Raw genomic sequence first — 25,210 nt, 5'->3', positions numbered from 1 at the left:
CGGTCGCGGGCGTCCGTAGGGTTCTGGGGTGGGCACCGCGGCCGCAGCAGGCCGGCCGGGCAGCCTCCCCGCCGGGACCACGAGTTTCGTAGGTCGGAAAAGGGACGTCGCCGAGGTCAAAAGACTGCTGTCCAAGGCGAGGCTCGTGACCCTGACCGGGGTCGGCGGCGTCGGCAAGACGACGCTGGCCCTGCACGCCGCCGCCGAACTGCGCCGGGCCTTCCCCGACGGTGTCTGGTTCGTCGAACTCGCGGATCTGACCGACCCTGATTTGCTGGCTCACACGGTGCTGGAGGCGCTGGGAGTCCGCGACGACACGGGCCGTGACCAGGTGGACGTGCTCGCGGATCACCTGCGGGAGCGCCGGATCCTGGTGATCCTGGACAACTGCGAGCACCTGATCGAGGTCTGTGCGGCGTCGGTGGATCGGCTGCTGAGGGTGTCGCCGGGACTCCGTTTCCTCGTCACCAGCAGGGAACGGCTCGGAATCCGGGGAGAGCACCTCTGGCAGGTCGCGCCGTTGTCGCTGCCCGAGCCCCGGATCCCGCTGCGATCGGGGGCGTGGCGTGGCTATCCGGCGATGGCGTTGTTCGCCGAACGGGCGGCCGCGGTCGAGCCGGGCTTCGTCGTCACCGACGAAAACCAGGCTTTGGTCGCGAACGTGTGCCGGATGCTCGCGGGCATACCGCTGGCGATCGAACTGGCCGCGGTCCGGGTCCGGGCGCTGTCGCTCGACGACCTGGCGAACCGGCTGGCGGACAACTTCCACCTGCTCGCCAAGGGGGAACGCGGCGGACTGCCCAGGCACCAGACGCTGCTGGCGGCGGTGGAATGGAGCCACGACCTGTGCGGAGCCGCCGAGCGGATCCTCTGGGCTCGGGCGTCGGTCTTCGGGGGTGGGTTCAGCTTGTCCGCGGCCGAATCCGTCTGCGCCGGGGAGGGGCTGTCCGCTCGGTCGGTGCTCGGGCACCTGGCCGGGCTGGTGGACAAGTCGGTCCTGCTCGTCGAACGCGACGGCGACCGGACGCGGTACCGGCTGCTGGAGCCGCTTCGTCAGTTCGGCAGGGCGAAGCTGCACAGAATGGGTGATGAGGACACGGTCCTGCGCCGTCATCGGGACTACTACCTCGCGCAAGCCGAGCGGAGCGAGCGGGACTGGTTCGGGCCGAAGCAGGCGGAGATCTGCGCGCGGACCAAACTGGAGCACGCGAACCTGCGTGCCGCACTCGACTACTGCCTCGCCACGCCGTCCGAAGGCAGGACCGGGTTGAAGCTCGCGGGCACGCTGTGGTTCTACTGGGCGGGCTGCGGTGTGCTGGGGGAGGGGAGGCACTGGCTCGACCACGCGCTCGAAGCCGTCCGCGAAGGCGGCAAAGACCGACTGAAAGCTTTGTGGGTCAACGGATACGTGTCAACGCTGCAGGGTGACGTCGCGCGTGCGGTGACTCTGTTGGGGGAGTGCCGCACCGAAGCGGGCAGGGTCGGGGACGAGGCGGCGCTCGCCTACGCGATCCACCGCCTGGGTTGCAACGCGCTGGTCGGCGACGACGTCGGCTACGCGAAGGACCTGTTCCAGGACGCCCGGATCCGCTATCGACGGCTGGGCGAGATGAACGGCAACGTGATGCTGGCCGGAATCGAGATGGCGATCGCGTCGATATTCCTCGGCGAGTTGGAGGAGGCCGCGGAGCTGTGTGAAGAGGCGCGCGCGATCGGCGCCGCGCATGGCGAGGAATGGGCCTACGCCTACGCGATCTACGTGCTGGCGCTCGTGGCGCTGAACCGGGGCGAGCTCGAGCCGGCGATCGGTTACGCGCGCACCTGCCTGAGGATCAAGCGCACCTTCAACGATCTGCTCGGCATGGTGTTGTCGATCGAGGTGCTCGCGTGGATCGAGTCGTCGCTGCGGCATTGGGTGCGTGCGGCGACCCTGCTCGGCTGCGCCGGGCGGATCTGGCAATCGGTCGGCTACCCGATGTTCGGCTCGAAGTATTTCGGTGCCCCGCACGGTGACTGTGAGGCGCGGACCCGCGAAGCGCTCGGTGACAGCCGGTACGCGGCCATGTCGCGGCACGGGAGCGAGTTCACGTTGGAAGAGGCCGTCGCCTTCGCGCTCGACGAAGCCGAGGGCACGGAGAGCGGTCCCGCCGCCGAGGTCGAGACGGTGCTCACCGACCGAGAGCACGAGGTCGCGCTCTTGATCACCGACGGCCTGTCCAATCGGGAGATCGCCGATCGCCTGGTGATCTCCCGCCGCACCGCCGAGGGCCACGTCCAGCGCATCCTGCGGAAGCTGGACTTCGATTCCCGTGCGCAGATCGCGGCCTGGGTGACCCGAACGGCGGTGCGAGGCGATCGGAACGGCGGTACTTCGAGGGGCCGTCCGGCGTAGTCAGTGGTTTGGACCACCAGTGTTACTGAAGCGTGATCTGGACATATCGCACGGACGGCTACTTTGTTGTGGCGCGCAACGAATTGCTTCGCCCGTGGATTTCCAACGCCGGAGGTGTCACGACGTGAACCGGATCTTTGTGCAGCCCGAACGGCGGAAAGGGTTCCGGGGCGCGCTCGCCCTCGGCCTTTCCGCACTCCTGATCGCGGCGGGAATCGGCGGTGCCACCGCCGCGGCCGCCGACTACAGCCAGAGCGCCGCGTCGTTGAACGCGACCCAGGCGCAGTTCTCCTTCACGCCGGCGAGCCCCGCGCGCTACGTCGACATCCACTACACCGGCGTTCCGGGAGTGGGGCAGCAGAACGTCCGCATGACCGACAACGGGGGCACGTGGCGGCACACCGTCGGCTCGCTGTCGGCCGGCACGGTGCTCGACTACTGGTTCACCTACGAGAAGAACGGGCCGCAGTACGACACCCCGCACTTCACGTACACCCACGGCGGCAGCGGCACGACGGTCGCGTCACCGACCTTCGATCCGCCGGGCGGCAGTTACCCGAGCGCCCGTTCGGTGACGCTGTCGAGCGCGACCTCCGGCGCGACGATCCGATACACAGTGGACGGTTCCACGCCGACGGCGTCGTCCACTTTGTACACCGGGCCGATCACGGTCTCCGCGTCCTCGACGATCTCCGCGATCGCCCTCAAAGCTGGCTCGGCGAGCTCCCCGGTGGCGTCGGCGAGCTACACGATCGGATCGACACAGGCGACCTGCCCGGCTCAGGCCGAGGTGCCGGACTTCGGCCCGAACGTGCGGATCTTCGACCCGGGGATGTCCGCGGCGTCGATCCAGTCCCGGCTCGACGCGGACTTCAACGCGCAGAAGGACACCCTGACCGCGCAGTTCACCGAGCGCCGGTACGCGCACCTGTTCAAGCCCGGTGTGTACAACGGCATCCACGACAACGTCGGCTACTACACCTCGGTCGCGGGCCTCGGGCAGAACCCGGGCGACGTGGTGATCAACGGTGACGTGACCGTCGACGCGTTCAACGAGTCGGACAAGGGTGTGGCGCTGCAGAACTTCTGGCGCTCGGCGGAGAACCTCGCCGTCGTCCCGAGCAGCGGCTCGACCCGCTGGGCCGTCGCGCAGGCCGCGCCGTTCCGCCGGATGGACATCCGAGGAGGACTCCAGCTCTACCCGGCCAGCTACGGGTTCGCGAGCGGCGGCTACACCGCCGACACCAAGGTCTCCGGACAGGCCGCGTCGATCTCGCAGCAGCAGTGGTACACCCGGGACAGCAGCTACGGCAGCTGGGACGGCGGTGTCTGGAACATGGTCTTCTCCGGAACGAGCGGCGCTCCCGCGAACACCTTCCCGAACCCGCCGGAGACGACGCTCGGCACCACTCCGGTGTCCCGCGACGTCCCGTACCTCTACCTCGACGGCTCCGGCAAGTACCGGGTGTTCCTGCCCTCCTTGCGTACCAACGCTTCCGGACCGAGCTGGGCCAACGGCGGTACCCAGGGTTCTTCGCTGCCGATGAGCCAGTTCTACGTCGTGAAGGCGGGGGACACGGCGTCGTCGATCAACACCGCGCTTTCCCAGGGCTGCAACCTGTTCTTCACGCCGGGCGTCTATCACCTGAACCAGACGCTGAACGTGACCAAGGCGAACACCGTTGTCCTCGGTGTCGGCTACCCGACGCTGGTGCCGGACAACGGCGTCGACGCCATGAAGGTCGCCGACGTGGACGGCGTCCGGCTCAAGGGGCTGCTGTTCGACGCGGGAACGACCAACTCGCAGTCGCTGCTCACGGTCGGACAGGCGGGCTCGACCGCGAACCACGCGGCGAACCCGACGACCTTGCAGGACGTGTTCTTCCGGATCGGCGGCCAGATCGCGGGGAAGGCGTCGAACAGCCTGATCGTCAACAGCCGTGACACGATCATCGACCACATCTGGGCCTGGCGGGCCGACCACGGCAACGCGGGCACCTACGGCTGGACGATCAACACCGGCGACACCGGCGTGATCGTCAACGGCGACAACGTGCTGGCGACCGGCCTGTTCGTCGAGCATTACCAGAAGTACCAGGTGATCTGGAACGGCCAGAACGGCAGGACGATCTTCTTTCAGAACGAGATCCCGTACGACGTTCCGGACCAGGCGGGCTGGAAGAGTCCCAACGGGCTCAACGGATACGCGGCCTACAAGGTGGGGGACACCGTGACCACGCACGAGGCGTGGGGCCTGGGCAGCTACTGCTTCTTCAACGACAACCCGTCGGTGAACCTGTATCACGCGTTCGAGGTGCCGAACCGCTCCGGCGTCCGGTTCCACAATCTGGTGACGGTCTCGTTGAACTACAAGGGGACCATCACCCACGTGATCAACGACGCCGGGGCGGTGACGCCGCCGGACACGCGGCCGAGCAACCTGGTGAGCTACCCGTAACTCCCGGGCGCGGCACCGCACTCACGTGAGTCACGCCTTCGCGCACGCCGCGCCTGTGGTCCAGTCCGTGAAGGCCTCCTTGAGGGACTCAGAGTCCCTCAAGGAGGCCTTCATGTACTTGGGAAGGTGTGAAGGTCGAGTTTCCTCGGCTGAGCCGAGGGAAGGAGGCCTTCACGCGCCGTCGTGGTGATTGCTGTGGTTGCTGGTGTAGGCGGGCTGCAGGTGGCGGTCTCTGAAGGTAGTGAAGGCCTCCTTCACTACCTTCAGGGTAGGTAAGGAGGCCTTCACGGACTTTCGACCAGCAGGAACAGAGTCGTGGCACCGCACTCATGTGATCGAAGACGGAACTCGCGTGATCAAAGGCGGAACACCCGAGTGCGGCCTCCAATCACGCGAGTCACGTCCCTGATCACGCGAGTCACGCTTTCGGCTTCTTGTATAACGCCCTATACCGCCCAGCGCTGGGCATCCGTCAGCATCCATGGTTAGGCTCAAAGCCATGACCAGCAGCGATGCCTCCGCCGTCGTCGAAGAACTGCGCACCCTCTTCCGTTCCGGCGTCACGAAACCGGTGGAGTGGCGGCGGACGCAGCTCGCGGGCCTGCGGAAGCTCCTGTCCGAGCAGTCGGACGTCTTCCTCAAGGCGCTCTACGCCGACCTGCGCAAGAACGCCGCCGAGGCGAAGCGCGCGGAGATCGCGCTCGTGCGGAACGAGATCGATCACACGCTGGAGAATCTCGACTCCTGGCTGAACCCGGAGCCCGCCGGCCTGCCGTATCCGCTGCGACCGGCCGACGGCCGCGTCGTTCGCGAGCCGCTCGGCGTCGCGCTGATCATCGGGCCGTGGAACTACCCGCTGCAACTGGTGCTCGCGCCGCTGGTCGGCGCGCTGGCGGCGGGCAACTGCGCGGTCGTCAAGCCGAGTGAGCTGTCGCCGAACACCTCGGCCGCGATCGCGGAGCATCTGCCGAACTACGTCGAGGGCGTCCGTGTCGTCGAAGGCGCGATCCCCGAGACGACGGCGTTGCTGGAGCAGAAGTTCGACACCATCTTCTACACCGGCAACGGGACGGTCGGGCGGATCGTCATGGCCGCGGCGGCGAAGCATCTCACGCCGGTCACGCTGGAGCTGGGCGGGAAGAGCCCGGCGATCGTCGAGCCGGGGGCGGACCTCGCCGTGACCGCCCAGCGGCTGGCCTACGGCAAGTTCGCCAACGCGGGTCAGACCTGCGTCGCGCCCGACTACGTCCTCGCGATCGGCGACACCGGCCCGAAGCTGGCGGAACACCTGGCCGAGACCGTCCGAGCGATGTTCGGCGACGACCCGGCCACCAGCGAAGCCTACGGCCGGATCATCTCGACCCGGCACCATGACCGGCTCGCCGCCTTGCTCGACAACGGAACCGTGGTCGTCGGCGGTCAGGCCGACCGCGACGAGAAGTACATCGCGCCGACCGTGCTCACCGATGTCCCACCGGACGCCCCGGTGATGCGGGACGAGATCTTCGGCCCGATCCTGCCGATCATCGATGTACCAGACGTCGACGCCGCGCTGGCGTTCGTCAACGAACGCGACAAGCCGCTGGCGCTGTACGCCTTCACCGAATCGGAGGAAACCAAGCGCAGGATCGAGACGGAGACCTCGTCGGGCGGGCTCGTGTTCGGCGCGGCGATCATCCACCTCGCGGCGCCGGAACTGCCGTTCGGCGGGGTGGGGGAGAGCGGAATGGGCCGCTATCACGGGCGTTATTCGATCGAGAACTTCAGCCACGTGAAGGCGGTGCTGGACAAGCCGCTCGCGGGATGATCAGCGTCCTTCGCGGCTGCCCTCGTAGGCGTGCTCGCGCAACCCGGTGAGCCAGCGGGGCCGCAGCTCCCAGCCGGGGGGAGCGTTCAGCATCGGATCGAAGGCGGGGCGCGGGGCGTCTTCGTTCACCTCATGGAGGGTGAGCGTCGCGCAGGGCTTCCGGTGCCCGTTCGCGCGGACGGTCTCGACGAGGTAGGTCACCGGTCCTTCCTTCACCAGTCGGCTCAAGGCGTCGAGTGATGCCTCGGCACGCCGCGGCGTTTCCGCGCGGGCCGACAGCCAGACCAGTTCACCGTTCACGCGATAGGGCAACAACGAGCTGAAGCGGCCGGTGGTCCAGGATCGCGCCGGCCGCGGCACCACCCGGACAGCCGAAGTGGTCAAGGTGAGGTCCCACGGATCGCCGTCGGCGGCGGGAACGCGGACCGCCAGCCCCAGCGCGTCGGGTATACGACCCGGGAGACCGGCACCTTTGGACATTCGCACGGTGACGGTCACCGGTTCCGGCGGCAGCGCGAGGTCGTCGCGGCTCAAAGCGTGAAGCTCGCCTTTGAGCAGTAGGCCGTTCGGGTGGAACGCTCGCGCTCCGCGCAGTGCGGAGAGGGCGTGGAAGCCGGCCCGGAAAAGCCTGCCGAACGGCCCTGCCTGCGATGCGTCGTGCTCGGCCACGATTTTCGTCCTCCTTGCCAGATGAGTACCTGGCGGTGGCTACCCCGGCGGCCCTGGATTACACGGGAATTCCCACGAATTCGAAAACACCGATTCCCCGGTGTGACCGGCTCCGGCACGGGTACTCGACGTTCCAGAAGCTCATTCCACCTGGATCGGAGGAAATCATGACTGCATCGCCGGCCACCGTTCGGCGGGCTCCGCGCCAGCTCATCGCTCTCGGCGTGGGCGCGGTCTTCCTGCTCGTCGGCATTCTCGGCTTCATTCCCGGCATCACGACGAACTACGAGCAGCTGAGCGGGGCCGGACACGAGTCCGGCGCCTTGCTGCTGGGCGTGTTCCAGGTGTCGATCCTGCACAACATCGTCCATCTGGCGTTCGGCGTCGCGGGCATTCTGCTGGCCCGGACGGCGAGCGGCGCGAAGGCGTTCCTCGTCGGCGGCGGGGTGATCTACCTCGTGCTGTGGCTGTACGGACTGCTGATCGACCATGGGTCGGCTGCGAATTTCGTGCCCGTCAACAGCGCGGACAACTGGCTGCACCTCGGACTGGCCGTCGGGATGATCGCACTCGGGCTCATTCCGCTTTCCGGTTCGAAGGCGCCGATCGCCGACTCCCGCTGATCCGTTCTTTCCCCAAGTATTCGGAGGTAATCAGTGTTCCGTCACACCAAATCGCTCCAGTTCGAGGCCAAGCCGGAAAAGCCGGACGCTTTGTACGCGCGAAAGCTGCAGGAACTCATCGGCGGCGCCTACGGCGAAATGACCGTGACCATGCAGTACCTCTTCCAAGGCTGGAATTGCCGGATCGAGGGCAAGTACAAGGATTTGATCATGGACACGGCGACCGAGGAGATCGGGCACGTCGAGATGCTCGCGACGATGGTCGCCCGGCTGCTGGAAGGGGCACCCGCCACCACGGTGGCCGAGGCGGCGAAGGATCCAGCCACCGCGGCCATCCTGGGCGGGATGGACCCGCAGCAGGCGATCATCTCCGGTGGCGGGGCCACCCCGAGCGACAGCCAGGGCTACCCCTGGAACGGCCGCTACGTCGTCGCGTCGGGCAACCTGCTGGCCGACTTCCGGGCGAACGTCGCGGCCGAGGCGCAGGGCCGGTTGCAGACGGCCCGGCTGTACAACATGACCGACGACCCGGGCGTGAAGGCCATGCTGCAGTTCAACCTCGCCCGCGACACGGTGCACCAGAAGCAGTGGCTCGCTGCGATCGAGGAGCTCAAGGCCGACGGCCTGGAAAGCGACATCGCGCCGACGGCGTTGTTCGACGAAGAGAACCAGGACCACAACAACACCGTGTGGCATCTGTCCGATGGGCCGGACGGCGCGAAGGGCGGCTGGAGCTTCGGCGAAGACGGGATCGAGTACCTGATGGATCCGGAGCCGCTCGGCGGTCCGGGCACCGCTCCGAAGCCCGATCCCGCGCTGTTCGGCACCTATGCGCCGCTGCAGGACGCCGTCGGGACGGTCAAGGGCAAGGCCAAGGACGCGAAGAAGAAGGCCACGAAGTCACGGAAGAGCTAATCCCGTTCGCGATGGGGCTCACGGTCCGTGGAGTGCTGGAGATGTCGCGAAAGCCACTTTCGCAACCCCCGCGGCGACGGCCGAGGCCGAGTCTCGACCGTAGGCACCTAAGACCTCCACTCACGAGGCGTGCCCCCTGTAGTCCGTGAAGGCCTCCTTGCCTACCTTCAGGGTAGGGAAGGAGGCCTTCACGGACCTGCGGCCAACGGCCACCCGATTCAGTAGGTACCTAAGGCAGCCTTGGGTCCTAACCGTCCTTACCCCTCACGAGGTCTGCGTGGAGCCGGAGGCGGCGGAACCGTCTTAGCCAGGACGATGTCCGCCAGCCGGATCGTCGCGAGTCCGCGTTTGGTCTCCACCGTGCATTCCGTGTCGTCACGGGAGCGCAGGTAGCCGAGGGCGTCGGTGAATCCGCCTTCGATCCGGTACCGCACGACGACCCTCGTGCCGACCGGGACGTCCGGGAGGGTCACCGGTTCAGGTGCGCGGTGAGCTCGTCGTCGCTCGGCTCGACCAGGTGGGTGCCGTCCGGCCAGACGATGGTCGGGATCCGCCGCTCACCGTTCTGCAGCGCGCGGACCGTCTCCTCCGCGCCGGAGTCCGCTTCGACGTCGATGTAGTCGTACTCGACGCCTTTCGAGTCCAGCAGGGCCCGGCTGCGTTTGACGTCGGGGCACCAGCCGGCGCCGTACACGATGAGGTCGCTCATGGCTCACAGCATGCCAGGTCGCGGTCCGGCGGCGTGTTCGGCGAGGGCCGCGCGGTCGGCGAGCCCGGTCTTGGCGAGCAGGCTCGCGACATGCTTCTCGACCGTCCGGGGCGAGATGTGCAGGCGGGCGCCGATGTCCTTGTTCCCCATCCGCTCGGCGAGCAGCACGAGCACCTCGTATTCGCGCACGGTGACTCCGGCCGCGCGCAGGTCGCCGGGTACGCGGTCGACCCCGGAGCGCCGCTGCCGGACGGGCGCGCCGAGCTTGCGGAGCAGGGTCCGGCAGGCGGCCGCCACCGCTTGGATGTCCCTGCCGTGGAAGTACTCTTCGGCCTCCTTGAGCCAGCCTGCCGGATCGCCCCAGCCGTCGGCGGCGGCCGGCTCGGCGATGAGCCGGAGCCCGAGATGGCGGGCCAGGGGATAGGGCGACGACGTCTCCAGCGCGGAGGCCACCGCGCGTTCGGCTTCGGTCGCGTCACCGCGCCTGCCGTGTTCGACGGCGCGTGCGAATTCGACGAACTGCCGGTTCCACCGCATCCCGCTCACCGCGGAGCCGTCCTCCGGGCAGGGCGCGCCGCCGAGGGTGTCGACGAGCGTCCTGAGCCCGTGCTGGCCGGCGAGGTGGAACCGGCTCGGCCGCCGGTCCTCCAGCTCGACGACCTGGCCGAGTTCGCGGCGGGCCCGGTCGAAGTCCTCTTCGAGCAGCGAACAGAAGACCCGCGCCAGCCCGATGCTGAGCACCATCTCCTGCGCGTTCTCGCCGCCGCTCTCGCGGAAGTCGTCGAGTGCCTGCTCCATCGCGGGACGGTCCGCCCGGTGCCCGGCCGACATCGCCCTGGTCATATGCGCGTACTGCAGCAACGCGGTCAGCCGGAGCCTGCCCAGCACGGCGAGGTTCTCCGCGAGGAGCGAGTGCGCGGTGCCGAAATCGCAGCGCAGGATCGCGTGCATGGTGCGCACGGAATCGACCGCGCAGTGCAGCGTGATCGACCCGGTCCGCTGGGCGTCGGCGCGGGCGAGCAGCAGGGTCTGCTCGTCGCCGTTCATCAGCACGCGATGCCCGCCGAGCCGGACCAGTGCCTGGGTCCGCAGATGGTGCAGATGGTTGTCCTCGGCGGTCCGCCGCGCGAGTTGCATGTAGTGCTCGGATTCGCTGAGGTCCCGTGACAGCGCGAGCATCCCGAGCACCTGCAACGCCTGGCAGACGACGAACGGCTGCTCGGTCGCCTCGGCGACCTTCCACGCCTGACGCGCGAGCCGCTCGGCCGTGCCGGTCTTGCCGGGGACGTCGAGCCAGAGGTTCGCTTCGACGGCGTCGAGTGCCGCCTGCTGAGCTGGGGTGATCGCCGAGCCGAGCGGAGCACGGGCGCGTTCGATCTGGCCGAGGCATTCGTCGTGCCGTCCCGCGATGTAAGCGGCCCACGCCAGCTGGGTGCGCAGTTTCGCGGCCCTTTCGAGTGTGCCGATCTCGCCGAACGCCGCGGAAAGCTCGACGGCCCGGTCGAACTGACCGGTCTGCCCGAGCGCGTGCACCAGTGTCTCCAGCACCTCGGCCCGATCACCCGCGTCGGCCCCGGCGAGCAGGTCGAGGGCCTTGGTGAGCATCGTGACCGCGGAGTCCGCGGCACCCGCGTCGAGAGCGCGACGGCCGGTCTCCGCGAACAGCCTGCCCGCCGCCCGCTCGTCCAGGGCGGTCAGCCGGAGCGACGCGACGAGCGCGCACAGGTCGCCCGGCAGTCCCGGGTACAGCTCCTCGACGGCGTCGGCGGTCTGCCGGGCGAGTTCCGCCTTCCGCGCCGGTGACTGGCGCGCCAGCAACGCTTCCGCGGTCAGCGGATGGCGGAAGGCGTACCAGCCGGGCGTCATCTCGTCGGTGGTCACCAGGTTCGCGGAGACCGCGGCGCCCAGGTGGTTGTGCAGCGTCCGGTCGTTGGTCCCGGTGACCTGCTGCACCACCGTCAGCGGGAAGCGGCGGCCGATGATCGCCGCGACCGAAAGCAGTTCGCCCGCCTGCTCGCCGAGTTGCTCCATCCGGGCGCCGATACTGGTGACCAGCGCGGCGGGAACGCGGGCGCGGAGTTCGCCGATGACGCGCCAGCCGTCACGGCCTTCGACCAGCAGACCGTCGTTCACCATGCCGTGGAGCAGTTCCTCGACGATGAACGGAAGGCCGGCGCTGTTGCGCCACAACAGTTCCGTCGCGGTCGGTGGCAGCAGCCCAGGATCGGTCTCGAGGCAGGCGGCGGCGAGCGCGTGGGTGTCGGCGAGCCCGAGCCTGCCGAGTTCGACGACGGCGCAGCTCATCCGCTGCGCTCCGGAAGTCGCCAGGCGCAGCGCGTCGGAGGGCTCGTTGCGGAGCGTGCCGACGAACAGGGTCTGCGCCGCGGGCAGGTTGTCGACGAGGTATTCGAGGATGAACAGCGTCTCGGCGTCGGCGTCCTGGAGGTCGTCGAGGACCAGGAGCGCGCCGCGGTCGCGACTGGTGACGGCCAGCAGCCGGAACACCGCTTCGGCGAGCACCATCAGGGAGCCCGACTCCCGGGGCCGGTCTCCTCGGCTCCAATCGGGGATGAGCTGGGCGAGCACGGGGATGAACGGGTCGAGTTCGGTCGCCTCCGGCGGGCCCCCGCCGCGGAAATGCGAAAGCAATGCCTGGGTGAGCGGACGGAACGGGACGAGCGGGCCGATCGAACTGGCCCTGCCCTGCAGCACCGGGATGTCGGCGGCGACCGCCCGCGAGGCGGCTTCGACGGCGAGCCGGGATTTGCCGATGCCGCCTTCGCCCACGAGGAAGATCGCGCCGCCGCGACCCGCGATGGCGCGATCGAGAGCCCCGGAGAGCTCGGCCAGTTCGGCGTCGCGGCCGATCACCCGCGACGAACGGATACCCACCGCCGTGACTATAGCGAGCGGATTCCGCCGTCACGGCCAAAAGTTGATCACGAAGGCGGGCGGCGCGAGCCCGCCTCCGTGAGCCTGTCTTTAAATCCAGCCGCCGGTGAAGACGCTGACGACGGACGGCGAACCGGTGTCCGTGGACAGGGTGGCGAGCGGGTTGGCGCTCAGCCGCGGCTTGCTGCCCGCCAGCGCGTGGTTGCGCGAGCCGACCTCGAGGGCGCGCGGCAGGTTCACGGCGCCGAGGACGTCTTCGGTGGCGGGCAGATCTCTTTCGTACATGTGGTTCTTCTCCTCATACTCGGTTTACCGGCGGAAAAACGGTGGCCGCGGGATGCGGCCGGTCGGGGCGGAGCAGGAGCGCGGAAGGGACCCGGTCGCCGAATCCCAGCCGCAGCAGGCCGTAGCCGATCCCCGCCAGGCCACTCAGCAGCCCTGGCGAGGGGACCGCGCCGGGTGTCCCGCAGCGGGCACCGCGCTGGTCGATGGCGGCGAGCAGATGACCGGTCCGGCGGCGTACCGCGGCCGCGGCGCCAGTGTGCCCGTTCTCCGCCAGCACGCACAACACGTCCAGCACTCCGGACTCGCCGTGGCACAGGCTGAGATCCTTGAGCGGTGCCCCGTCGGTCAGCCGTCTGATCGTCCGGTCCAGGTCCCTGGCGTGTTCGGGCTCGGGCAGGTGCGCGGCCATTCCGAGGGCGTCGCCCGCGAGTCCGTCGCACCAGCCTCCGGTGCTTTCCGCCCGATCGTCCGCCTTTCCGGGTGGTTCTTCGCCGGGACGGTCGTGTGCCCGCAGGACCCAGTCGATCCCGGCCGAACCGCGGGCGAAGGCCCTCTCCGACGGACGTTCGCGTTCGAGCAGTTGTGCGGCGTAGCGGTCGGCTCGCGCCAGCGCCGTCTCCAGTCCTGTTTGGACATACACCGAACGCATCGAGGCGACACCGCCCGCGAGTCCGGTCGTGAACCCGGATGGCGTTTCGGAGGTCGCCTCGGGCATCAGCTCGACGGCCTGCTCGATGAGGTCACCCGCGGGAAGCCCGACCAGGGTGCTGAGCCGGGCGATCGTGTACGCGACACCGCCGAGCCCGAGAAGCCCGCCGCAGCCGGCGGTGGCGGCCAGCTCGCGATCGGCGCGGAGCGTGGCGAAGAGGCCAGGAAGCGGGCTGATTGCGTACGCGGCCAGATCGCGGTATCGCGCGATCCCGGTCAGCTCGGCGAGCTGGGCGAGGAACAACGCCACACCGCAGTAGCCCTCGCCGAGGCCCGCGCCCATCGGGAGAACGGTCCAGTAACGGTCGTCGACGAGCTCGATGCCGAGCCAGTTGGAGCGGTGTTCGTCGGAGAAGGCGTTGGCGACGATCTGGTCGGCGATCCCGCACGCGGTGACCAGCAGCCGTTCCGCGTCCGGCGCCTGATTCGGCACCGCCGTTTCCGCGGTCTCGCCGCCGCCGTGGTGGCCGTCGGCCGCCGTGCTGATGGCGAGGGTGGCCGAGATCAGCCATTCCTGGTCCCGCTGGTCGAGCGGATCCATGTCGGCGACCTTCGCCAGCACGGTGTCGAGCGACGGCTGTTCGACGACCCCTTCGACGCTTTCGCCACGTGAATCCAGCAGCGACGTCGAACCGGGGTTCGAGGTGAACATCGGCACGTCGCCCGCCCACAGATCGTCCCGCTCGTGCGGCACCAGCCGGAGCAGCTTCTCCTCCCGCACCGAGTCCTCTTCGAGCAGGTCGAACGCGCGGTCGCGGTCGGCGGCGTCGCGCAGCAGGTCGGGATGGGTGGTCTCGTCCAGCAGGCGGGAGTAGAAGTTCGTCGGCCGGATGAGTACCCGGATGGGGTCCTCGGCGCAGCGCCGGAGAAGCTCGGCGAGTTCGTCCCGTCCGGTGGAGATCACGTCGTAGCCGAGCCGGAATCCGGCCAGCAACGCCGCGCTGTGTTCGGCGGGGGCGACGTCGCGACCGTCGAGGCGGGGCAGGTTGTTGCTTCCGGCGAGTTCGCCGGGCACCCGGACCAGCCGCATCCGGTCGGTTCCCGCGTCGGCCCAATCGACCCGGTCGGTGGGCAGTTTTCCACCGCGGCCGGCGAGGCCGGAGATGTCGACGGCACCGTGCTCGCCGGCGAAGAGCTGGGGGAGCAGCAGCGTGCGCTGCACCGACCGCGCGAGCATCGCCGCCGCGGGATCGCCCTCCGGCGGGACGGGCGGGGACGGCTGGAACAGGGTCTCGATGTCGATCAGCACCGGCTGGTCGCCGCAGGCGATGATGTTCTCGTAGTGGACGTCGGTGGCGTCCAAGGCGTGCAGGAGCGCCAGCAGGATGCCCTGCCTGCGGTAAAAACGGTCGACGTCGCCGAGGTCGGCGCACGGCCGATGTTCGACGAACCGGAGCCAGCCGTATCCGTCACGCGTCAGCGCGTCGGCGGTGCGCAGTTCGAGCCCGGGCAGTCGTTTGTTGAGCTGTTCGACGACGTCGGTGAAGCGCTCGTGCAGGATCAGCGGGCGCGGTTTGTAGATCACCTTGGCGCCGCTGGAGAAGCGGAGCAGTTTGACCGAACGTCCGCGGGCGTGCGAGTCACCGAACCCGCCCGCGACCTCGACGAGCGTGCCGAGTTCGCCGTCGATGACCGAGCAGGGCAGCAAGGCCGCGTCGGCCGAGAACCGGGCGAGCGTTTCGGCGTGGCCTTCGGCGGCGTACAGGCAGGCCTGGGCCAGGAGCCGGGCCAGCACCGGGTACTCGCCGAACAACCGGACCAGCCCGGCCGGAGTGGATTGCCGGCGCACGAAATCCGAGAAGCGCTCTTCGGGCGTCTCGCCCTGGAGGACTCCGGCCTTGCGGGCGCGATGGAGTTCGAGGACCAGGGTGCGGACCGAGAGGTTGAGCAGGTGCTGGTCGAGTTGCGTGGCGAAACCCTGGCGAAGCGCATCGACATCGGCGCCGGGGAGATCGTCCGGTACCGCGTCACGCGAGGCCGCGTCGACGAGAGACCTGAAGACCCCGGCGAACTGCACACGCCAGTCACCGACTGGGGGGCGCTCCGGCAGAAGCGTGGTGACAGCGTGTTCGGCGAAGTCGGCCCAGAGGGGCTTGTCCGCTGTCCGTTCGCGCGGGGTCCGGCCGTGGTCCCACCACCTCGGCGGCAGGGACGTCGCCGATGGTGGGGGCGTCACGGCGGTAATGCTTTCAGCCCGGCGCGGTACGCACATGGGGGCGGCACCCCCACATTCAGCGCACACACGAAGATGTCCGGAGAGTGACCGCCGGGCACGGACGGTGGCCGTTCGACGCCGCACCGGAATATAGGGTCCCGGCACCCATGCGCGGGCACCGGTCCCGGTCGCACCATGGTCGGGCGGGGCCGGCGCGGGCCGGTTTCTGGGGGTCCGGCCCGCGCCGGCGAGGGGCTCCTCGGGCATGATCGGCTCATGCGCGTCTTGTCGGAGAGCCAGCTCGGTTCCGTTCTCGCGGGCGTGCCCGCTTCGCGGCCGCGAGTGGTGGTGAGCGGAAACTTCGCCACCCCGATGCGGGCGCTGAAGGTGCTCGACGCGGCACTGGCGGAGTACCGCTTGTTCGCGTTGAACGCGCAGGCCGGCATGCCGGACCGTGAGGGTGTCCTGCTGGAGACGCCGTTCGTGGGCGCGGGTATGCGCGGCCGTCCCGGACTGCAGTACTTCCCGTCGCGGCTGTCGCTGGTGCCGCAGCTGCTCAAGCACTCGCTGCCGCCGGACGTCGTCCTGCTGCACACCTCTGCCCCGGTGGACGGCGTGGTGTCGCTGGGTACGGAGGTGAACATCCTTCCGGCCGCCATCGAGGCGGTGCGGGCCCGCGGCGGCCTGGTCGTCGCGCAGCTCAACCCGGAGATGCCGTTCACCTACGGCGACGGTGTCGTGCCGGTCGACGAGATCGACTACGGCATCGAGGTGGTGGAGCCGCTGCTGTCGCCGGTCCCGCGGCCGGTGGGGGACACGGCGCGGACCATCGGTGAGCGGGTGGCCGGGCTGGTCGAGGACGGCGCGACCCTGCAACTGGGCATCGGCGGGATCCCCGACGCGACCTTGGCGGCGGTGACCGGACGGCGCGGGCTCGCGATCTGGTCGGAGATGTTCAGCGACGGCGTGCTCGCACTCGACCGAGCGGGGGCTCTCGATCCGGCGGAACCGGTGACGGCGTCGTTCGTGTTCGGCAGTGCGGAGCTGTACCGCTGGCTCGACCGCAATCCGCGGATCCGCCTGCTGCGTACGGAAAAGACGAACGATCCCGCCGTGATCGCCCGCCAGCGAGGTCTGGTCTCGGTGAACAGCGCCCTCGAAGTCGACCTGTACGCCCAGGCCAACGCGAGCCGGGTGCGAGGGGTGATCTACTCGGGGTTCGGCGGGCAGACCGACTTCGTGGTCGGGGCGCTGCATTCGCCCGGTGGCCGGGCGATCATCGCGCTGCCGTCGTGGCATCCGAAGGCCGACGTCTCGACGGTCGTGCCCCGGCTGACCGGTCCGGTGACGTCGTTCCAGCACAGTTTCGTGGTCAGTGAGCACGGTGTCGCGACCATCTGGGGCAACGACGCGAGCGAGCAGGCACGGCAGATCGTCGACCAGGTCGCGCATCCTTCGGCGCGGGAAGAACTCGTGGCGCGGGGCAGGGAACTGGGATTCGCGCTTTAGCGGTATTTCTTTCCGGCCGGAAAAACCGGAACCCGGTAAAGGGACACGATCGTGCCCCTTTACCGGGTCGCAAACACGAGGGGCCGACCCGCGCCAACAGATTGGCCCCCGTCAATCCCTGTGCTTAGAGCGTCAGACCAGCCATCCGAGCACGTGGGCCAGGTGCGCGAGCAGACCCGAAATGAGGTCGTGACCGTGGTGCACGTGCTGGGTGAACATCTGCATTGAGGGGCTCCTTGTTCGGATTTCGTGTTCGGTTGTGCTCTCGCGAGGAGCGATCGAAGATTTTCACCACGTTGGCGACCTGTCAAAAAACGATTTCCTGGGTGTTCGGCAAGTCGTGAATCTTCCTACGATAAACACGTAAGTCTTTCGTGTTTTGCGCCAGGGGTGGGTTTCGTGGGCGCTGACACCGTGCGTAGCGGGGCTGCGGGGCGCCGATGTGGACGTTGAGCCTCCGCTACGGCAAGTGGGCGGCGGCGTGACACGAACCGGTGATCCACATGCCACGAATGGTGAGTCGGTGAGAATCACCGGTACGGGTGACGGGTTCAGGGGAAGCGCGTTCTCATCGAGGCTCGTCGCGCGAGACGGTGCGTCTTGTGGATGTCCACCAGATCGGCGAAGCCTTCGACGAAGTTTTCGGCCAGGCGCTCCTCTTTCACGGGTTCACTTGCGGGATGTAACGCCTATGCGGCGTGAGTCTGGACGATTGATGCCTTCATGTCCGTTTCTGGACGAGGGTCGTGAGTGATAAAGAGCGTTAGAACCACCCAAATCACTCACGACCCCTGCGCAAAGCGACCAAATCGGGCATCTTGTCTCCGGCAAGTGTCCCTTGTGGACAGTCAAGAGCGTGCCGGGTCTCTGTGGCGAGCACGCTCTCGCCACCAACTCCATCACGCCCGCCTCAGCTGCCGAACCGGCTATCACGGATGGATGGGCGCGCCCCAGTCGTAGAGCTCCAAGGGAATGGCTTTAACCGCTCGGGCCTTGGAATCGAGGTAGCGGCACGAGATGCCGGGCACGTAGATCCACTCGCCGACGACTGACGACCCGGACGGCCGTCGCCGGGTGGAGTCGAATCCGAAGCGCACGTGGTCGGGCATGTCACAGGCCGCGTACTCGGTGCTGTTCTGGTAGCGCAGCACCGCCTCGACCTGGTCGCGGATGATCGGCCCGGCGGTGAGGTCCGCCTTGTAGGAAACGGTCCCTTGTTCGGTGCGGCCGTTGGTCAGTCCGGTGCCCTGGAACTTGATGTCGCGCAGGACGTAGTCGTAACCCTCGCCGAGATAGGTGACCGTGCAGGTCACCGTGGTGGTGCGGCCCGGGTCGAACGCGGGACACGACGAGCGCGCTGCGGGGTCGAGGCGATGCGCGAATCTGGTCACTTTTTGCAGTGCTTCCCAAGCGATCCGTTCCCGCAGCGGTGCGGAATCCGCGGGCTTGGGCGGCAACTTGCTCATATCCGGCTCGGGGTACTTCGCCGGGACCGCGCCTTGACGCAGCGACGAAAGATCGACCGTCGGCGTCGTGCTCGCGGGTGCGGTGGTCGCCGGAGACGAGGATGGCGCGCTGGGCGGGGGAGTCGTCGGAGAACTGCATGCTGCCGCGAACAGGAGCAGTGCCGCCCCCGCCGAGCGCCCGAGGACGGTGCCTTTCACGCCGGTCATCTCCGATCTCGCTGATTCGATGACCAGTTCCCCCGGTCCCTCCGGGAAGAAACTAGCGGGAAAGCAGCTGCGGAATGAGCGTAAAAATGCCGTTTCCCCACGGCCCTGGCGGGGATCGCTAGGAATCGAACCATCGATACCAGATCGGTTTGTCCACGCCCGCATCCCAGCGCTCGAAAGCGGGACGACGCTGTTCGGGGCTCACCAATGCCTCCTCATGGGTTCCCGCACCTGGCCGCCGGCGCTGACCCGCAACAGGTATCGGCGATAGTCCTCGAGGAACTCGAGACCGAAATGCGCTTCGGCCTGGCGCGCTTGGGCTTCGCTCAAGACCTCCGGGAGGCGTCGGCCGCCGAACCCGGGTCGCGCGTGGAGCGCGACGGCCGTCAACCTGTGCGGTAGGGAGGTAGTCCCGGCGCCGGACGCGCGATGATGGCTTCGACGGCTATCGTTCCGTGTGCGCCCACCGACCTGGCTGAGAAGGAACGCTCTCGAAGTGGGCGACGCGGTTCTCGCGGTGTTCATGATCGCGTTCACCATCGAGGCGGGTTTCGCCGTCGACCTCCCCGGCTTCCGGCCGTTCGACACGACCGGCGTCCTGCTGAGTGTGCTGGCCAACGCGCCGCTCGCGGTCCGGCGCCGTGCGCCGCTGACGGTGTTCGCCCTCGTGCTGGCCGGATGGGCCGGCTACCTGCTGCCGGGGTACTGGCCGGGTGTCAGCGCGCTGGCGCTGTTGCTCGGTCTGTACACCGTCGCCGCGTCCCGGTCTCTTCCGGTGACCGCGCTGTGCGCGGCGATCACGCTGGCGGGCGAAACCTACTCGGCCTGTCATTCGCAGCTGATCGGCTCGGTGTGGACAGCGGTGTTCCAGAGCGTGCTCCTGACCGGCGTCGCCTGGGGTTTCGGCGCGAACGCGGGCCGGCTGGCCCAGCGCAACGGCCAGCTGCGGGTGCTGACCGAGCAGCTGCGCCGGGAACAGGAGGACAGGGCGCGGCGTGCTGTCACGGAGGAACGGGTCCGCACCGCGCGAGAGCTGCACGACGTCGTGGCCCACCACATGTCGGTCATCGCGGTGCAGGCGGAGATGGCGCGGTACGTGTTCGAGTCGGATCCGGCGGCCAGCCGGGCGGCGCTGGACGTCATCGGCCGCACCGGCAGTGAGGGCCTGGACGAACTGCGGCGCATGCTGACGGTGCTGCGGTCCGGCGAGGACGACGACACCTACGTACCGGCTCCTGGGCTGGAGGGGTTGGAGGAACTGGCGGCGAGGGTCGGTGCCGCGGGGGTGCACGTCGAGGTTTCCGTGCGGGGAACGGTTCGCTCGTTACCGGACGGAGTGGGACTCTGCGTTTATCGCGTCGTGCAGGAGGCCTTGACCAACGTGGTCAAACACGCCCGTCCGGCCAGGGCGTGGGTGTCGCTGACGTACGGCGCGGAGGAAGTGACGGTCCGGATCGCCGACGACGGCCGCTCCGAACGGTTCCACGAGGGCGCCGGACACGGCATGATCGGCATGCGTGAGCGCGCCGAACTGTATGGGGGAACACTCCTGGCGGGCGCGGGCACGGAAGGGGGTTTCGTGGTGACGCTCGTGCTCCCGCTGGCGGCCGGGGGAGACGGTTCATGATCGAAGTGCTGGTCGTCGACGACCAGGATCTGGTCCGCGCCGGATTCGTCGCGCTGTTGCGGGCCGCGCCCGGGATCACCGTCGTCGGTGAGGCCGCCGACGGACAGGAGGCGGTGGACCTGGCGGAGCGGCTGCGGCCCGACGTCGTCCTGATGGACATCCGGATGCCGGGCACGAACGGTGTGGTCGCGACCGAGCGCATCCTCGCCGCGGAACGCGACCGGCCGACGCGCGTGCTGGTGCTGACGACGTTCGACCTGGACGAGTACGTGTACGCGGCCTTGCGGGCGGGGGCTTCGGGCTTCCTGTTCAAGGACGTCCGGGCGGAACGGCTGGTCGCCGCGATCCACACGATCGCGGCGGGGGAGCAGCTGTTCGCGCCCTCGGTCATGCGGCGGCTGATCGAGGCCTACGCGAACCGGCCGGGCGGCCCCACCGGCACTCCAGGACCGGAACTGGAGTGCCTCACCGCCCGGGAGACCGAGGTGCTCCGCCTGGTCGGTAAGGGCATGACCAACGGTGGCATCGCGGGCGAGCTGGTGGTGAGCGAATCCACGGTGAAGACGCACGTGAACCGCGCGATGACGAAACTCGGACTCTCCAGCCGCGCGCAGATCGTCGCGCTGGCCTACGAGTCCGGTCTCGTCACGCCGGGTGCCTGAGGCTTCCGGCGAAGAGCCCGGAAGCCTCAGGACATTTCATCGTCCGGCCTGCAGAGCCCGCCAGGTGTTCGCGCCGGCGATCCCGTCGGCGTCGAGTCCCCGCGAGGTTTGGTAGCTCTTGACGGCCGCGGTGGTCTTGGCGCCGAACTTGCCGTCGACGGTCAGGTTCGCCGAGATGGCGGCGTTGAGCGACCGTTGCAGCCGGAAGACGGCTTCACCGGACGAGCCGTCCTGAAGCTGCGGCGTGGCGCCGCGGGCCAGCAGCGCCGTCCAGGTGTGCGAGTCCACCGAGCCCGCCTCCGCGAGCCCCACCTGCGCCTGGAACCGCTTCACCGCGGACACCGTCGCCGGATCCAGGACACCGCTGGGGTCGCCCGCGCCCGTGTCCTGTCCGGCCGCACGGAGCAGGCATTGCGCCGCCTTCACCTCGGGCCGGGTCGCGCCGGCGTCGAGCCGCGGATAGGGGCCGTCGACACCGACGTTCGCGCACCCGCGGGCACGGGACACCAGCTCCGTCGCGGCCCGCTTGCCCTCGACGGCCGCGTCGGCGGCGTCGTGGATGGGCGAGGCCTTGACTCCGGGGAAGACGATGTAGTCGACGATCTTGCCGGACACCCCGCCCGAACGCGGATCGGGGTTGATGCCGAGCGCTTTGGCCAGCGCGTAAGAGCCTTCACCGATCGCCCCGGTCGGGCCGACGTCGCCTACGACGGCGTAGGCGACCCTGCCCTGATAGACGACCGCGGCGACCGTGGCACCCGTGATGCCGGAGCCGGAGTAGCTCCACGTCGAGCTGATCCCGGGTACCACGATGTAGGGCAGTTTCTCGGCGTTGAGTGGCTTGCCGTCCGGCTGTGCCCAGGCGGTCTGCCCCTGCCAGGAGGGATCGGTCGAGGCGTTGCACTTCTCGGTGCGCTGCCCGTCGCAGTCGATTGTCATCCCGGACCGCCAGTGCACCGCCCCGCCGGTCGCGCAGACGGGCACCGTGCGCGTACCGCCGCTGCGCTCGGCGTACTTCCCGGCCGACACCTGCTGCGCGCAGGTCGCGACCACCGCACTCAACTCGGCACCGGTCGGGTCACCGGCCGTGGTCGCCGTCGCCTGGTTCGCCGTCGCGAGGCCGAAGGCGACCATCACGGCCATTCCCAGCGCCGCCGTCTTCACCCGCATCGCATTCCTCTTCTCCGTCCACAGTGGATTTCTCATTTGCCGGCCTGCAACGCCGCCCAGGTCTTCGGCCCGGCGATTCCGTCGGAGGTGAGCCCTTGCGCGCTCTGATACCGCTTCACCGCGGCCGTGGTGTTCGCGCCGAACCGGCCGTCGAGTTCGAGTCCCGCGTCGAGGGCGGCGTTCAGCGCACGCTGAAGACGCAGGACCGCGTCTCCGGAGGCGCCGTCCTGGAGCTGTGGTGTCGTTCCCCTCGCCAGCAGCGCCGTCCACGTGTGCGAGTCCACCTTGCCGAGCGCCGGCAGGCCGAGACTCGCCTGGAACTGTTTCGTGGCGTCGGTGGTCGTCGTGTCGAAGGTGCCCGTGGGACCGTTCGCCCCGGTGGGGAATCCCGCCGCGGTGAGCAAGCATTGCGCCGTCTTGACCAGGGCCCCGGTCGCGGCGGCGGCGATCTCGGGATAGCGGGAGTGGTCGAGGCTCACCGCCGCGCAGGTCTTGGCGTCGCCTTCGACGACGTTGCGGTACCGGATCGCGCTGAATCCCGCCGTCCGGTCCGCCGACCAGGTGCGCTGTGACGCCACGGTTCCGGAGCGGTACTCCTCCCACACCACCGCCTGGGTCTTCGCGGCGTCCGCCCACCGGATGAACAGTGCCATGTGCTGGTGAGCGCTGGAATGCACCCACAGGCTGTCGCCCGGCAAGAGGTCCTTCTTGTCGATCCGGGTGGCGACCTGCATGATGTCGCCCGTCCAGCGGGCGGTCTTCAGGCCCCAGGCCATCGACACGTAGCCGGAGCAGTCCTGCCGGTAGGTGCCGAACTGGTTGGTGTGCTTCGCTTCCTGGCTGTAGGGCACTCTCTCGTCGAGCCAGCTCTTCGCTCTGGTCAGGATGTCGTCCCTGGTCAGTTTCAAATCGGCGGTGGGATGCCCTGCGGCGTGGAGATCCGGTTCCGCGTGGGCGAGCCGGGAAACCGGCTGGAGAAGTCCACAAAGGACCAATACGGCGGTGAGGACGCTCGCGGCTGTGGTTCGCATGGCCCCAGCATCGGAGGGGCGGCCGGACGAGGCAAAGGTTTTCGCCCACTCCAAAGGGGTGTTCGGCGGGTCAACCCTGGTGGTAGTCGAAACCCGGTCCTGTGCGGTATTTCCGCCCGTGATGGTGTCGGGGCACGCCGCGGATCCCCTAACATCGGGCGTCGCAAGGGGGGATTCATTCCAGGGGGGATGTCTTGTCGTTCGTTTTCGTTTCGGTTCAACGGAAGTGCGGTTCTCGTGGGAGACGGCCGTGCTGAGAATCCATTTCACTCCCGAAGACCTCGCCAGGACCCGGATCAGTGCGGCACCGCAGCCGATGTGGGAGATCCTGCTCAGCATGTACCGGCTGCGAGGCCGCGAAGGCGGGATCATCTTCGAAGAATGGCGAAGATCGGTGGCACAGGCGGCACACACCACCACCCGGTTGCTCGCCGACCTCGCTTCCCAGTCCGGCTACGCGGTCGATTTCCTCACGCCCACCCTGCGGGACCTGTCGCTGGCGGAGGGACTCGAAGCGCTGCGCCGAACCCCGAAGAAGCGGCTCCGGACCGACCTCACCGTTCTCGCCGGGAGCCGGCGGCTCCCATCTTGGACGGCAGGCCTCGCCGAGGGCAGACCGGAGACACTCACCCAGCTCGCCGACTCGGTCGAGCGGTACTTCACGGCCTGCCTCGCCCCGTACTGGGTGCGGGTGTGCGGCCGGGTCGAGCAGGTACGCGCCAGACAGGTCAAGACGATGACCGAAGAGGGATGTGAGACCTTGCTCGCCGAGGTGCATCCCACGGCGCGGTGGACCTATCCCGTGCTGGAGCTGGACTATCCGGTCGAGCACGAACTGCGCCTGAACGGGCGAGGGCTGTGTCTCACGCCGTCCTTCTTCTGCTGGGGGCTGCCCACGACGTTCCTGGCCGGTGAGCTGGAACCGACCTTGGTGTATCCGATCGAGCACAAGGTGGGCTGGTCGGCGAACGGGGCGGTGCACCGGCCGCTGACGTCCCTGCTCGGCCGGACAAGGGCCCGGGTCCTCGAAGCGATCGGGGAGTCGCCCGGCACCACCACCGAAGTGGCCACCCGGACGAAGACCAGCCTCCCGACGGCGAGTCAGCAGGCCGCCACCCTGCGCGCCGCCGGTCTGGTCACCAGCCGCCAGACCGGGCAGTCCGTGCTGCATTCGATCACCCCGCTCGGCCTCGCGCTCCTGGCCGAAGGCTGAGCGCCCGCAGCCCGGTCGCGAGAGAATCGCGGCCGGGCCCCGGACACCGGTTCACGGGGTCTGCAAGCCCGGACGGCCTTCTTCGATCACGTACGACTGCGCCGTCAAGGCCGCCTTGTTGCGCACGGTGACCTGCTCGACGTAGCGGAAGTCGACGTCCATCTTGGCCTGGCTCAGTTTCGTCCGGACGTAGCCTCGGTACTGGGAGTAGAACTTGAGGTGCGGATTCTCGGCCTGGTTGGGAACACTGCCGACTTTCGCGCCGTCGCCGCCGGAGGAGACGGAACTGGTGACCAGTTCCGTGCCGATCACCGGGGAGCCCGGATTGGTGTAGTCGGCCTTGAGTTCGTTCGCCCAGGCCCGGTGCACGTCGCCGGTGAGCACCACCGGGTTGCGGACACCGCGCTGCACCCAGCCTTTCTGGATCCGGTCACGGGACGCTGGGTATCCGTCCCAGCCGTCCATTCCCGACGCGCCGTTCTGGTCCGCCCGCCGCGCGAAGAACACCTGCTGGCCGATCACGTCCCAGGTCCCCTGCCGCTGCGAAAAGCCGTCCAGCAGCCAGTTCTCCTGTGCCATGCCGGGCAGGCTCCGCGCCGGATCACCGGCCTCGGGGCAGTACTTCCAGCCGTCGCCACAAGCCTGATCGCTCCGGTACTGGCGGGTGTCGAGCATGTGGAAGGTCGCGAGTTTCCCCCACCGCACCCCCCCG

The 25,210-nt window shown here is 68.6% G+C and carries 20 protein-coding genes; 9 read left to right on the top strand and 11 right to left on the bottom strand.

Annotated elements, in window-relative coordinates:
- The first annotated feature begins 28 nt into the window (after positions 1 to 28).
- From ED92_RS15175 to ED92_RS15165, 3 genes are all read left to right on the top strand, one after another.
- Entirely contained in the window at positions 29 to 2,392 is a 2,364-nt protein-coding gene (locus ED92_RS15175; protein ID WP_063777593.1) for a LuxR C-terminal-related transcriptional regulator, read from the top strand.
- A 124-nt stretch (positions 2,393 to 2,516) separates the two neighbouring features.
- Positions 2,517 to 4,850, top strand: coding sequence for a chitobiase/beta-hexosaminidase C-terminal domain-containing protein (locus ED92_RS15170; protein WP_037338327.1), 2,334 nt, complete (start codon positions 2,517 to 2,519; stop codon positions 4,848 to 4,850).
- Between the two features lie 481 nt (positions 4,851 to 5,331).
- On the top strand, positions 5,332 to 6,657 hold the full coding sequence (locus tag ED92_RS15165; RefSeq protein WP_081975800.1) for an aldehyde dehydrogenase family protein: 1,326 nt from the start codon (positions 5,332 to 5,334) through the stop codon (positions 6,655 to 6,657).
- Here ED92_RS15165 and ED92_RS15160 read toward each other — a convergent pair whose 3' ends face one another.
- Entirely contained in the window at positions 6,658 to 7,326 is a 669-nt protein-coding gene (locus ED92_RS15160; RefSeq protein ID WP_037338323.1) for a hypothetical protein, read from the bottom strand. It lies immediately after the preceding gene.
- Positions 7,327 to 7,493: 167 nt separating this feature from the next.
- Between ED92_RS15160 and ED92_RS15155 the strand changes: the two genes are divergently transcribed.
- A complete protein-coding gene (locus ED92_RS15155; RefSeq protein WP_037338321.1) occupies positions 7,494 to 7,949 on the top strand; it encodes a DUF4383 domain-containing protein in 456 nt (151 codons plus the stop codon).
- 33 nt (positions 7,950 to 7,982) lie between these two features.
- Entirely contained in the window at positions 7,983 to 8,864 is an 882-nt protein-coding gene (locus ED92_RS15150; RefSeq protein WP_037338319.1) for a manganese catalase family protein, read from the top strand.
- Positions 8,865 to 9,121: 257 nt separating this feature from the next.
- Here the strand turns inward: ED92_RS15150 and ED92_RS15145 are convergent, their stop codons facing one another.
- The 5 genes from ED92_RS15145 to ED92_RS15125 form a co-directional block, all read right to left on the bottom strand.
- A complete protein-coding gene (locus tag ED92_RS15145) occupies positions 9,122 to 9,337 on the bottom strand; it encodes a hypothetical protein (protein ID WP_037338318.1) in 216 nt (71 codons plus the stop codon).
- A complete protein-coding gene (locus ED92_RS15140) occupies positions 9,334 to 9,573 on the bottom strand; it encodes a glutaredoxin domain-containing protein (protein ID WP_037338316.1) in 240 nt (79 codons plus the stop codon). Before ED92_RS15140 ends, ED92_RS15145 begins: the two co-directional genes overlap by 4 nt.
- A 3-nt stretch (positions 9,574 to 9,576) precedes the next feature.
- Positions 9,577 to 12,465: a LuxR family transcriptional regulator gene (locus ED92_RS15135; protein ID WP_037338314.1), complete on the bottom strand. Its 2,889-nt coding sequence runs from the start codon at positions 12,463 to 12,465 to the stop codon at positions 9,577 to 9,579.
- Positions 12,466 to 12,555: 90 nt separating this feature from the next.
- Entirely contained in the window at positions 12,556 to 12,750 is a 195-nt protein-coding gene (locus ED92_RS15130) for a hypothetical protein (RefSeq protein ID WP_016334466.1), read from the bottom strand.
- A gap of 13 nt (positions 12,751 to 12,763) precedes the next feature.
- Complete coding sequence (locus ED92_RS15125) at positions 12,764 to 15,634, bottom strand: type 2 lanthipeptide synthetase LanM family protein (protein ID WP_037338310.1); 2,871 nt, start codon at positions 15,632 to 15,634, stop codon at positions 12,764 to 12,766.
- Between the two features lie 255 nt (positions 15,635 to 15,889).
- Here ED92_RS15125 and ED92_RS15120 point away from each other — a divergent pair, with 255 nt between their 5' ends.
- Positions 15,890 to 17,122: an acetyl-CoA hydrolase/transferase family protein gene (locus ED92_RS15120; RefSeq protein WP_037338308.1), complete on the top strand. Its 1,233-nt coding sequence runs from the start codon at positions 15,890 to 15,892 to the stop codon at positions 17,120 to 17,122.
- Positions 17,123 to 18,051: 929 nt separating this feature from the next.
- On the opposite strand, the gene ED92_RS15115 is transcribed toward ED92_RS15120, so the two are convergent.
- Positions 18,052 to 18,795, bottom strand: coding sequence for a hypothetical protein (locus ED92_RS15115; protein WP_235213279.1), 744 nt, complete (start codon positions 18,793 to 18,795; stop codon positions 18,052 to 18,054).
- Between the two features lie 201 nt (positions 18,796 to 18,996).
- A complete protein-coding gene (locus ED92_RS43335; protein ID WP_235213278.1) occupies positions 18,997 to 19,125 on the bottom strand; it encodes an SMI1/KNR4 family protein in 129 nt (42 codons plus the stop codon).
- Between the two features lie 166 nt (positions 19,126 to 19,291).
- On the opposite strand from ED92_RS43335, the gene ED92_RS15105 reads away from it, so the two are divergent.
- Together ED92_RS15105 and ED92_RS15100 are read left to right on the top strand one after the other, a co-directional pair.
- The gene (locus tag ED92_RS15105) at positions 19,292 to 20,422 is read left to right on the top strand and encodes a sensor histidine kinase (protein WP_052120578.1); all 1,131 of its coding nucleotides are present in this window, start codon (positions 19,292 to 19,294) and stop codon (positions 20,420 to 20,422) included.
- Complete coding sequence (locus ED92_RS15100) at positions 20,419 to 21,084, top strand: response regulator transcription factor (protein WP_200882707.1); 666 nt, start codon at positions 20,419 to 20,421, stop codon at positions 21,082 to 21,084. The genes ED92_RS15105 and ED92_RS15100 overlap by 4 nt, the downstream gene beginning before the upstream one ends.
- 36 nt (positions 21,085 to 21,120) lie before the next feature.
- Here ED92_RS15100 and ED92_RS15095 read toward each other — a convergent pair whose 3' ends face one another.
- A complete protein-coding gene (locus ED92_RS15095; RefSeq protein WP_037338302.1) occupies positions 21,121 to 22,254 on the bottom strand; it encodes a peptidoglycan-binding protein in 1,134 nt (377 codons plus the stop codon).
- A gap of 32 nt (positions 22,255 to 22,286) precedes the next feature.
- Positions 22,287 to 23,285, bottom strand: coding sequence for a peptidoglycan-binding protein (locus tag ED92_RS15090; protein ID WP_052120574.1), 999 nt, complete (start codon positions 23,283 to 23,285; stop codon positions 22,287 to 22,289).
- Between the two features lie 250 nt (positions 23,286 to 23,535).
- Here ED92_RS15090 and ED92_RS42770 point away from each other — a divergent pair, with 250 nt between their 5' ends.
- Positions 23,536 to 24,498 carry a helix-turn-helix transcriptional regulator gene (locus tag ED92_RS42770; protein WP_037340052.1) on the top strand — a complete coding sequence of 321 codons (963 nt, stop codon included), beginning with the start codon at positions 23,536 to 23,538 and terminating at the stop codon, positions 24,496 to 24,498.
- 51 nt (positions 24,499 to 24,549) lie between these two features.
- On the opposite strand, the gene ED92_RS15080 is transcribed toward ED92_RS42770, so the two are convergent.
- Positions 24,550 to 25,210: alkaline phosphatase (locus ED92_RS15080; protein WP_200882706.1), on the bottom strand; the 661-nt coding region annotated here is incomplete at its 5' end.

Source organism: Amycolatopsis sp. MJM2582, assembly GCF_000754115.1.
GTDB lineage: Bacteria > Actinomycetota > Actinomycetes > Mycobacteriales > Pseudonocardiaceae > Amycolatopsis > Amycolatopsis japonica.
This window is presented reverse-complemented; position numbering and strand designations above follow the sequence as displayed.

What these genes read in the sequence shown, in the direction of transcription:
- ED92_RS15120 (WP_037338308.1), top strand. Translation starts at nt 15,890, where the DNA reads ATGCGCGTCTTGTCGGAGAGCCAGCTCGGTTCCGTTCTCGCGGGCGTG.
- ED92_RS15155 (WP_037338321.1), top strand. Translation starts at nt 7,494, where the DNA reads ATGACTGCATCGCCGGCCACCGTTCGGCGGGCTCCGCGCCAGCTCATC.
- ED92_RS15140 (WP_037338316.1), bottom strand. Translation starts at nt 9,573, where the DNA reads ATGAGCGACCTCATCGTGTACGGCGCCGGCTGGTGCCCCGACGTCAAA.
- ED92_RS15115 (WP_235213279.1), bottom strand. Translation starts at nt 18,795, where the DNA reads ATGACCGGCGTGAAAGGCACCGTCCTCGGGCGCTCGGCGGGGGCGGCA.
- ED92_RS15165 (WP_081975800.1), top strand. Translation starts at nt 5,332, where the DNA reads ATGGTTAGGCTCAAAGCCATGACCAGCAGCGATGCCTCCGCCGTCGTC.
- ED92_RS15095 (WP_037338302.1), bottom strand. Translation starts at nt 22,254, where the DNA reads ATGCGGGTGAAGACGGCGGCGCTGGGAATGGCCGTGATGGTCGCCTTC.
- ED92_RS15100 (WP_200882707.1), top strand. Translation starts at nt 20,419, where the DNA reads ATGATCGAAGTGCTGGTCGTCGACGACCAGGATCTGGTCCGCGCCGGA.
- ED92_RS15130 (WP_016334466.1), bottom strand. Translation starts at nt 12,750, where the DNA reads ATGTACGAAAGAGATCTGCCCGCCACCGAAGACGTCCTCGGCGCCGTG.
- ED92_RS15090 (WP_052120574.1), bottom strand. Translation starts at nt 23,285, where the DNA reads ATGCGAACCACAGCCGCGAGCGTCCTCACCGCCGTATTGGTCCTTTGT.